This window comes from Pseudomonas vancouverensis, from assembly GCF_004348895.1.
Lineage (GTDB): Bacteria > Pseudomonadota > Gammaproteobacteria > Pseudomonadales > Pseudomonadaceae > Aquipseudomonas > Aquipseudomonas vancouverensis.
This window is the reverse complement of the sequence record NZ_RRZK01000034.1, coordinates 1-9,662: the sequence shown is the minus strand read 5'-3', so window position 1 is coordinate 9,662 and position 9,662 is coordinate 1. Positions and strand designations below refer to the sequence as shown.

The 9,662-nt window shown below is 57.5% G+C and carries 8 protein-coding genes; 4 read left to right on the top strand and 4 right to left on the bottom strand.

Features of this window, described 5'->3' with window-relative positions:
* From EIY72_RS26670 to msrA, 4 genes are all read left to right on the top strand, one after another.
* On the top strand, positions 1 to 984 hold a 984-nt coding region (locus EIY72_RS26670), incomplete at its 5' end, for a 2-oxo acid dehydrogenase subunit E2 (RefSeq protein WP_207919405.1).
* Between the two features lie 254 nt (positions 985 to 1,238).
* The gene (locus EIY72_RS26665) at positions 1,239 to 2,633 is read left to right on the top strand and encodes an alkaline phosphatase D family protein (RefSeq protein ID WP_093227326.1); all 1,395 of its coding nucleotides are present in this window, start codon (positions 1,239 to 1,241) and stop codon (positions 2,631 to 2,633) included.
* Positions 2,634 to 2,867: 234 nt separating this feature from the next.
* Positions 2,868 to 5,561, top strand: a complete 2,694-nt coding sequence (locus tag EIY72_RS26660; protein WP_093227329.1) for a putative bifunctional diguanylate cyclase/phosphodiesterase — start codon at positions 2,868 to 2,870, stop codon at positions 5,559 to 5,561.
* Between the two features lie 93 nt (positions 5,562 to 5,654).
* Positions 5,655 to 6,302: a peptide-methionine (S)-S-oxide reductase MsrA gene (msrA, locus tag EIY72_RS26655; protein ID WP_093227332.1), complete on the top strand. Its 648-nt coding sequence runs from the start codon at positions 5,655 to 5,657 to the stop codon at positions 6,300 to 6,302.
* A gap of 149 nt (positions 6,303 to 6,451) precedes the next feature.
* Here msrA and EIY72_RS26650 read toward each other — a convergent pair whose 3' ends face one another.
* From EIY72_RS26650 to EIY72_RS26635, 4 genes are all read right to left on the bottom strand, one after another.
* Positions 6,452 to 7,291, bottom strand: coding sequence for a 23S rRNA (adenine(2030)-N(6))-methyltransferase RlmJ (locus tag EIY72_RS26650; RefSeq protein WP_093227335.1), 840 nt, complete (start codon positions 7,289 to 7,291; stop codon positions 6,452 to 6,454).
* 127 nt (positions 7,292 to 7,418) lie between these two features.
* A complete protein-coding gene (locus tag EIY72_RS26645; RefSeq protein WP_132680186.1) occupies positions 7,419 to 7,880 on the bottom strand; it encodes a hypothetical protein in 462 nt (153 codons plus the stop codon).
* Between the two features lie 369 nt (positions 7,881 to 8,249).
* Positions 8,250 to 8,627 (bottom strand): hypothetical protein, encoded by a 378-nt coding sequence (locus EIY72_RS26640; protein ID WP_093227338.1) that lies wholly within the window; start codon positions 8,625 to 8,627, stop codon positions 8,250 to 8,252.
* On the bottom strand, positions 8,624 to 9,662 hold a 1,039-nt coding region (locus EIY72_RS26635), incomplete at its 5' end, for a PAAR domain-containing protein (RefSeq protein ID WP_132680185.1). The genes EIY72_RS26640 and EIY72_RS26635, both read right to left, overlap by 4 nt.

Here is a 9,662-nt window from a genome sequence, read left to right as displayed (position 1 = left end):
GCTGCTCCGGCTGCCGCCGCACCTGCTGCTGCCGCTCCGGTTGCCGCACCAGCCAAGCCGGGCGCCAAAGTTCACGCCGGCCCTGCCGTGCGTCAACTGGCTCGCGAGTTCGGCGTCGAGCTGAGCGCCGTGGGTGCCAGCGGTCCGCACGGTCGCATCCTGAAAGAAGACGTGCAGGTCTACGTCAAAGCCATGATGCAGAAGGCCAAGGAAGCACCGGCCGCTGCTGGCGGCGCTACCGGTGGCGCGGGCATCCCGCCGATTCCGGTCGTGGACTTCAGCCGCTTCGGTGAAATCGAAGAAGTGCCGATGACCCGCCTGATGCAGGTCGGCGCCGCCAACCTGCACCGCAGCTGGCTGAACGTGCCACACGTGACGCAATTCGATTCGGCGGATATCACCGAACTGGAAGCGTTCCGCGTTGCGCAGAAAGCGGTTGCCGAGAAGGCTGGCGTCAAGCTGACCGTGCTGCCGTTGCTGCTCAAGTCCTGCGCCCACCTGCTCAAGGAACTGCCGGACTTCAACAGCTCGCTGGCGCCAAGCGGCAAAGCGATCATCCGCAAGAAATACGTGAACATCGGCTTCGCCGTCGACACCCCGGATGGCCTGCTGGTACCGGTCATCAAGAACGTCGACCAGAAGAGCCTGCTGCAACTGGCCGCCGAAGCCGCTTCCCTGGCCGAAAAAGCCCGGACCAAGAAGCTCTCGTCGGACGAGATGCAAGGCGCGTGCTTCACCATTTCCAGCCTCGGTCACATTGGCGGCACCGGCTTCACGCCGATCGTCAACGCGCCGGAAGTGGCGATCCTCGGTGTTTCCAAGGCAACCATCCAGCCAGTCTGGGACGGCAAGGCCTTCCAGCCGAAACTGATGCTGCCACTGTCGTTGTCCTACGATCACCGCGTGATCAACGGCGCCGCTGCTGCACGCTTCACCAAGCGTCTGAGCGACCTGCTGGGCGACATCCGCACCATGCTCCTGTAATACCGGATGGCCCTCCTTTACCGGAGGGCCACTCGCGTTCCACGTTTCCGAGCCACGCTCGTACCTCAACCCCGCCCATTTGGCGGGGCTTTTTTTGTCTGAAAGAAAACCACCTTCCTACAGTTGTGGCTGATATTACCCACAACTTCAGTTCGTTTCGCTCGGGTATGTTTTAAGGCCCAATAACCAGGCTTATTTAAATCCATTTAACTTCGCCTGACTTTCACAGCCTATAACAATCGAACGGACTCAATATGTTTAAACCAACCGTTGGCCCCATCATTGGCCATACAACGACTGACCACGCTCGAATATTCATTCGTGGAGAAATGAAAGGCAATGCGCCGGTATTCGCCGGTCTTCGTTATCGACAAAAAGGCGAAGAAGACTGGTCACCCGTTATTTTTATAGAACTCACGGCAAAGCAGGATATGTGCGCAGTCTTTGCCCTGGACGACCTTGCTGCCGAAACCCGATACGAGTATCAGTGCGGATGGTTCAACGCCATAAGCCCGAGCCATACCACGCAGAGCTTGCAAGAACTGCCGCTGCAATGGCCGCAGCAGGTCTATCAATTGCTCACCCGCTCCAGCCGGGCGGCCGTGCCAAGGGCGTACATCATCGGCTCCTGTCGTTACCTGCGCATGAGCGCCGGAGTGGCCGTCCTCCCCCATTGGGGTGACAGGATCTTCGCCTCGATTTCACGCCTGGTACAGCAGGCCACACCGCCGGTCAGTGCCTTGATGATGACCGGGGATCAAGTCTATCTGGACGACCTGAATGCCATTACGCCCGATAAAGATCTCAAGGCGATCCTCGCCAAATACCGCGCGGCTTTCTCGCAGCCTCATATCGCGCAAGTAATGTCTGGCGTACCCACTTACATGATCCTTGACGATCACGAAATAGAAGACAACTGGCCTGCCAACAAGAGTGAATTAGATACTGCGTTATATATAAACGCCATGCAGGCCTATGAGTTGTATCAAGCCAGTCACAGCCCGGCCCACGCAATGCTCACCAATGGACAAGCCATCAAGCCACTCGAAAAATACTGGTACACATTCACCGACGGCGATATCGAATGGTTTGTCACTGACAGTCGAACCGAACGCAACCTTTCAGTTCCGGACCGATACATTCTCGATCAGCGTCAGGAACAAGCGCTCTTTGACTGGCTTATCCACAGCCCGGCACGGGTCAAGTTCGTGGTCACCAGTGTCATGTTCTACCCTGACCGCAAGCGCATGGGCGATGACGCCTGGAAAGCCTTTCCCGAGCAACGACTACGACTGCTGGAAACCATCCGAACTCATCGCCTCAAGAACGTCTTCTTTATCAGCGGCGATGTCCACGGCTCGCTCACCAGCCGGCTCACCCATAGCGAAGACCCGGAATTCGAAGTCCACACCATCGTGTCGTCTCCGCTATGCAACAGCTGGCTGCTGCCCTACGCGACGACGGCCACCTTCATCCTTGACCAGCCACTGGCCTCGACGGCCGCAGGCGAATACCGGCACGAGCTGACCAGCCCGGTGATCAGCCAGGACAACTTCGCGCACCTGATCGTCGATACCGAGCATGTCTACGTGAACTACCTCGACCGCGAGGGCAAGCCGTTGCAATCGACAAGCATCAAGCTGCGCTGACCGGACTCACCGCGGACTGGCCTGGCAAAGCCGGCAGAACTTCGAATTATTTCGATTAAAACGCTACTTTTTCCGGATAACTGCAGAAATCTTCATGCCGGCCGACATATTCTTATAGCACTTGGCCTTCATCTCTCTTGTCAGTCGGTGTTGCAATGATGCAACCTTGCCGCAGGCAACAGTTATGAGGGCGAGAGCCCGGCGCGATCAGCATATTCGAAGCGAGTTCCTTCCATGAAAAGCCAACCCGATGCCGCCAGCCGTATGGTGGCCGAGGTAGTGACGCAGCTGCCGGTGCCCTCACGGCTCGGCATGCTGCGTTTCGAACGGCTGAATGAACCAAGCTGGGCGCTGCTGTTTCTTGATCCCAATTGCGAACGCCAGTTCGGCCTGCCGGCCGTGGAGCTCTGTGCCCTGGTGGGCTCGCCGTACGCCAGCCTGATGGAGCCGGAAGCGCGCTATCAGCTGCATGACGCCGTGCAGCAGCAATTGAGCGAAAGCACGCACTACCTGATCCGCTATACCCTGCACACCGCTTCCGGCGCCCTGAACCTGCTGGAACTCGGCGAAGCCTACAAACAGCACAATCGACACTTGCTACGTGGCTATCTGCTGGTCATCGACGGTTTGTTCGAGGGTGACACGCTGCAACCAGCGCTGGATCTGGAAACCCAGAACTCGCGCCTGCAAATCGCCCTCGAACTCAATCAACGTGCCCAGCAGGAACAACTGTTGCACCTGGATCGCGTGCGCGCCCAGCAGGACCTGATCCTGTTGCTGACCCGCCAGCGCTACAGCAGCAATAACTCCCTGCAGGAAGCCGCCGAGCTGATCACCCGCAGCGCCTGCGATATCTACGAAATCGACAGCGCCAGCCTGTGGCACCTCGAAGGGTCAACGCTGGTGCCGATTTCCGCCTATTACCGTACGACCCAGGAATACCTGCTGCCGCAGCCGATCGACGCCAGTGAGTTTCCCGACTATCTCGACGCCTTGCACACCGGCCGAGCCATCGACGCGCACAATGCGATCCGCGATCCACGCACCCGGGAAATGGCCGAAAGTCTGCGTCCGCGTGATGTCAACGCGATGCTCGACGCCAGCATCCGCGTCGACGGCCAGGTGGTCGGCGTCCTGTGCCTGGAGCAGACCGGCGCCACCCGCGCCTGGCAGTCGGACGAAATCGCCTTCGCCGGTGAACTGGCCGACCAGTTCGCCCAAGTCATCAGCAACCACAATCGCCGCGCCGCCACCAGCGCCCTGCACCTGTTCCAGCGCGCCGTCGAGCAAAGTGCCAACGCCTTTCTGCTGGTCAATTGCGATGGCGTGGTGGAGTACGTCAACCCGAGCTTCACCGCGATTACCCAGTACAGCACCGAAGAAGTGCATGGCCAGCGCCTGGCGGAGTTGCCGGCCCTGGAAAACCTCAGCGAGCTGCTGTTCGACGCGCCCTCGGCGCTGGCCAAGAGCAACAGCTGGCAGGGCGAATTCAAGAGCCGCCGGAAAAACCTCGAACCCTACTGGGGCCAACTGTCGATTTCCAAGGTCTATGGCGACAACCGCGAGCTGACCCACTACATCGGCATTTACGAAGACATCACCCAGACCAAGCTCGCCCAGCAACGCATCGAGCGCCTGGCCTACACCGACAACCTGACCAACCTCGGCAATCGCCCGGCGTTCATCCGTAACCTCGACGAGCGTTTTGCCCGGGACAGCGATGCCCCGATCAGCCTGCTGCTGGTGGACATCGACAACTTCAAGCGGATCAACGACAGCCTCGGCCACCAGACCGGTGACAAACTACTGATCAGCCTGGCCCGGCGCCTGCGCAACAGCCTGATCCCGAGCGGCAGCCTGGCGCGCTTCGCCAGTAACGAGTTTGCGGTATTGCTGGACAACAGCGATCTCACCGTGGGCCAGCAAGTGGCCAACCAGCTGCTGGCGACCCTCGACAAACCGATGTTCGTCGACAACCAGTTGATCAGCGTCACCGGTTCCGTGGGCCTGGCCTGCGCGCCACTGCACGGCCGCGACCCGCAAACCCTGATGCGCAACGCAGGCCTGGCATTGCACAAGGCCAAGGCCAACGGCAAACATCAGGTGCAGGTATTTACCGAAGCGCTGAATGCCGAGGCCAGCTACAAACTGTTCGTCGAAAACAACCTGCGCCGCGCCCTGACCCAGAACGAACTCGACGTGTTCTACCAGCCCAAGCTGTGCCTGCGCAGTGGTCGTTTGCTGGGGATGGAGGCGCTGCTGCGTTGGGACCATCCGGAAAAAGGCATGATCCGCCCGGACCAATTCATCAGCGTGGCCGAAGAAACCGGACTGATCATTCCCATCGGCAAATGGATCGCCCGCCAGGCCTGCCGCATGAGTAAAGAACTGAGCGCCGCCGGGCTGGGCAACCTGCAAGTGGCGATCAACCTGTCACCCAAGCAGTTCTCCGACCCCGACCTGGTGTCATCGATTGCCACCATCCTCAAGGAAGAAGCACTGCCGGCGCACCTGCTGGAACTTGAGCTCACCGAGGGCCTGCTGCTGGAAGCCACCGAAGACACTCACTTGCAGCTCGACCAACTCAAGCGCCTGGGCCTGACCCTGGCCATGGACGACTTTGGTACCGGTTACTCGTCGCTCAGCTACCTGAAAAAATTCCCCATCGACATCATCAAGATCGATCGCAGCTTCATCCACGAAATCCCGGACAACCAGGACGACATGGAAATCACCTCCGCGGTGATCGCCATGGCCCACAACCTGAAACTCAAGGTCGTGGCCGAAGGCATCGAAACCGCCGAACAGTTGGCGTTCCTGCGCCGCCATCGCTGTGACGTCGGCCAGGGCTACCTGTTCGACCGTCCGATCCCCGGCGCCGAGCTGATCGAAAAGCTCAAACGCTACCCGCGTGGTCCGATTGCCTGACTACACCAAAGTTTTGGGTAGTGATTAACTTGGCATCATTGGGCACACTGACGGTCTGATTAAACACATCCAACCTGACTGAGAGGACTGATCATGGTTCTGCGCTCGGAAATTCTGGTGAACAAAAACGTGCTACCGACTAAAGATCAAGCTCTGCCTGGCCGCGAAACCCCGATCAAGGTTCCGGACGAACACTTCGTCAACAAAAACCCGCTGCTGGGCCCGTTCCCTGGCAACGTCGAATTCGCCATCTTCGGCCTGGGTTGCTTCTGGGGCGCAGAACGTCGCTTCTGGCAGCGTGAAGGCGTATACAGCACCTCCGTGGGCTACGCCGGCGGCTACACACCAAACCCGACCTATGAAGAAGTCTGCTCGGGCCTGACCGGCCACGCTGAAGTGGTATTGGTGGTGTACGAGCCAGAGAAAGTCAGCTACGAAGAGCTGCTGAAGATGTTCTGGGAACTGCATAACCCGACCCAGGGCATGCGCCAGGGCAACGATATCGGCACCCAGTACCGCTCGGTCATCTACGCGACCAAGCCAGAGCAACTGGACGCCGCACTGAAGAGCAAGGCTGCGTTCCAGGCGGAACTGTCCAAGGCCGGCCTGGGTGAGATCAGCACCGAAATCGATGAAGCCCCGACCTACTACTACGCCGAGGCTTATCACCAGCAGTACCTGGCGAAGAACCCGGAAGGCTACTGCGGAATCGGCGGCACAGGCGTGACCTGCCCAATCTGATTTTGCTAACCCTGTAGGAGCGAGCACGCTCGCGAAAAACAAAAGAGCGGCGCCGGGTATCCGGTTTACGGGTTTTCGCTCACGACCTTCGCGAGCAAGCTCGCCCCTACAAGAGATGGCGTCTGATCAGACGCCATTTATTCAACCGATCAACTTTCAGCAATCAACCAGTCCATCTTCCACCCACCCTGGGTCTGTCCGAGCTTCTCGGCCAACCACGGCAGCAGTTCACGCAACTCTTCCTCCAGCCCCCACGGCGGATTGGCAATCGCCAGCCCGGAGCCGTTCAGGCTGTTCGGCGTGTCCAGCGGATGCACCAGCAATTCCACCCGCAACAGCTTCGGCGCACCGGTGCCGGCCAGGTCCTGATAGAAGCGACGCAGTGCGCGCTGATCCTTCACCGGGTACCAGATAGCCGCTACGGTCTGGCGCATCCGGCCAATCGCTTCCTTGAGCGACGCGGCGCAACGCTGCATCTCGTCGAGCTTTTCAAACGGCGGGTCGATCAACATCACCGCGCGCTTCTCCTGCACCGGCAACATCGCCCGCGCTACATGCCAGCCCTCGCCCAGGTGCACCTTGACCCGACGATCACCGGCCATGTTTTCCTTGAGCAACTGGCCGTCCTCGGGGTGCTTCTCATTGATCAGCACGCGATCCTGCGGGCGAGTCAGCCGCCGCGCCAGCTCCGGCGAACCCGGGTAATAGCGCAACTGGCCATCCGGGTTCATCTCGTGCAGCACCTGCATGTAATCGGCGGTCAGGATCGGCAGATCCGGCTGATCCCACAAACGCGCAATGCCTTCCAGGTACTCACCGGTACGGCTCGCCTGATCGCCTTGCAGGTCGTACAGACCAATGCCGGCGTGTGTGTCGAGATAGGCAAACGGCTGCTCCTTGCGCGACATCAGGGCGATGAGGCGGGTCAAGGTCAGGTGTTTGAACACATCGGCATGATTGCCGGCGTGGAAGGCGTGACGATAATTCATGATTGCTCCTGCGCAGGGCGGGGAGTTTACCTTTTACAGGGCGGCAAGTCAGGGGTTGGTGGCTGAGCGGTGAACGGCCCCCGCTTCGCCCTGTGAGGCTTGCGACGTATTTGCAAGTGGTGAACCATTAGCTGCGATATTCTTTCCCAAAGAAAAATATAGAAATAAAATAGAAGACCCAACCAGCGTAAAAGAAGTTTTTTATTATTATTCTAAATACTTTCTCGTTGGGATTTCGGATGTGATTGGAAACAATCAAAGACAGAAAACTTACAGAAAAAAATATTAACGACAAGGCCGGCACAATAGCTCTAAGCCCCAAAAACTCCACCCGCCAATCTCGACCACGAGGACCACCTGGCAACACGAGATATTGATGAGAAATCGCATAAATTGAAAGCGCTAAAAAAAGCAAAGAAGTTCCGCCGAGCAGCAATTTTAATCGTAGCGGTGCTTCCTTCAACATATTGAAACTCCCTATATCGTCCGTTTTTATCCTGCAGGAGAGACAGCGCCCGCCCTCTATTAGCGACAAACCGTCCCAATCCAGCCCTCCGCACTTCTTGCATTTCTTTACTTTGGAATTCATTTATGCACAATCCTATCCAGCCAGTCGCTCTACCCGGGGATAAGGGGACAGGTTTAATTTAATTTCAGCAATAGCTGTGCGTCCTGCCCCCGCTCACCTACAAACTTTTCTGCTGTCAGCCAAAGAACCGCTCACAACTTAACCACGACTATTACTCGATATAGCCCAGCGTGTCGGCTGCATAAAGCGCAAGCAATAAGACAAGACATACAACCCCGCCCCAGTGCAAAATTATTAGCTTTTTTTCGAAGCCAACCAGGAAAATCCTTTAAATCTTTAGCATCGGCCCCACCATCGCGAAGATACAAATTTGGCATAGTCATCACGCCCATTATTGCCCCAAGCAAGAACAACCTCCCTCGCGTAAAATCATACAACATTCAACTCCGCCGCCAACGCGAGCCCAAACATAACAGTTAACAGAACGATCCCACCCCATTGCAAAGCCATTAGCTTTCGCCTTAGTGAAATAGGCAAATTTTTCAAATCATCAGCACTGACAACTCCACGATCAATGTAAAAAGTCGAGAATGTCACGTATCCTGATATACGGCCAACTACCATTAACTTTGCCCACACTCCACCATATCCGGCCCCCGTCACACCCCAGCTATTTTTAAAAGCTTTCTGCAGAAGATCCATCTTCGTATTTGCGAGAAAAAGCATGTAGCCGATTCCCGCAAACATTCCTGAGATATCGACAACCCCTATGACGAGAAATAACGTATCAGCTGCACTCAATGTCAATTAATAGACTCATATATTTTTTCGGCTGTAATTTCACCAACTTTCCCTCCAGCATAGCCTGCCGAAATGGATACCGCCCCAGTTACTAAAACAGCACAAGCCAGCAAGGACAGCCCCCCAGTAGGCACGCTAAGTCCTACGCAGACTCCCCCGACAATGTGCGCGCTTATCGCACCGGCGAACACGCCGCCACCAATCCCTCCAACAAAACTACCCGCTTCAGTAAACTTAACCCGCTCACACGCTTCGCTACTTCCTGCCCTGCACACTTCCTGCACCTTCATGGCAGATGCCCCGCCCCCAACAGCCGTCCCAACCCAACCACCGTACTGAACGTATTTGGAAGCCCGGGCCACCCCCTCCAGATGAGTCGCATACCCCGGCATCTGCCCCACGCCGCCCGCTTCGGTCCAGCGGTGCACCAGGCTCGGTGGCGAAAGAAACAGCGCCCGATTCAAATCGGGATGGTGGGGGAAGCCGATGCCTTTGCGTGTCAGGCTGGTCATGTGGATATCGAGTGTGGCGAACAGTTTTTGCCGTTCGGCCAGAAACGTCGGTGAACTCAGGTGGCCATCGCGCAAAAAGGAATGCTGATGCAGCGCTTCAATTTTTTTCAGGGTGTCGCTGACGTTGTCCAGGTTGTTCTTGAAAACACTCGCGCCGACACCGACGGCTTGCGAGCCATAGGTCAGGAGGCTCTGGATGACCTCCCGGTGCTGCACCATGAAATCCGCTTCTTCCGGGCTGAGGGTTTCGAGGATCTGATTGGTCCTGGCCGCCACGCCCATAAGCAGGGCTTCTTCAAGGGTGCACTGGTAGTTGCTGGGGTCGCCGAGCACGATCATCGAGCCGGCCCTGACCTCGTGCCGGTAGGGGTTGAGCAGTTTGAATTTACCCATCACCGCCGGGTCGCGCAGGGTGAACAGGTCGGCTTCGAGTTGTTCGCGGGTGGTGCTTTTCGGAACGATGTAGAAGCCGGGTTCTTCGGCTGTGGCACTGCCGAGGGGCACGGACCTGGGTGTGCTAGAAGCGGAC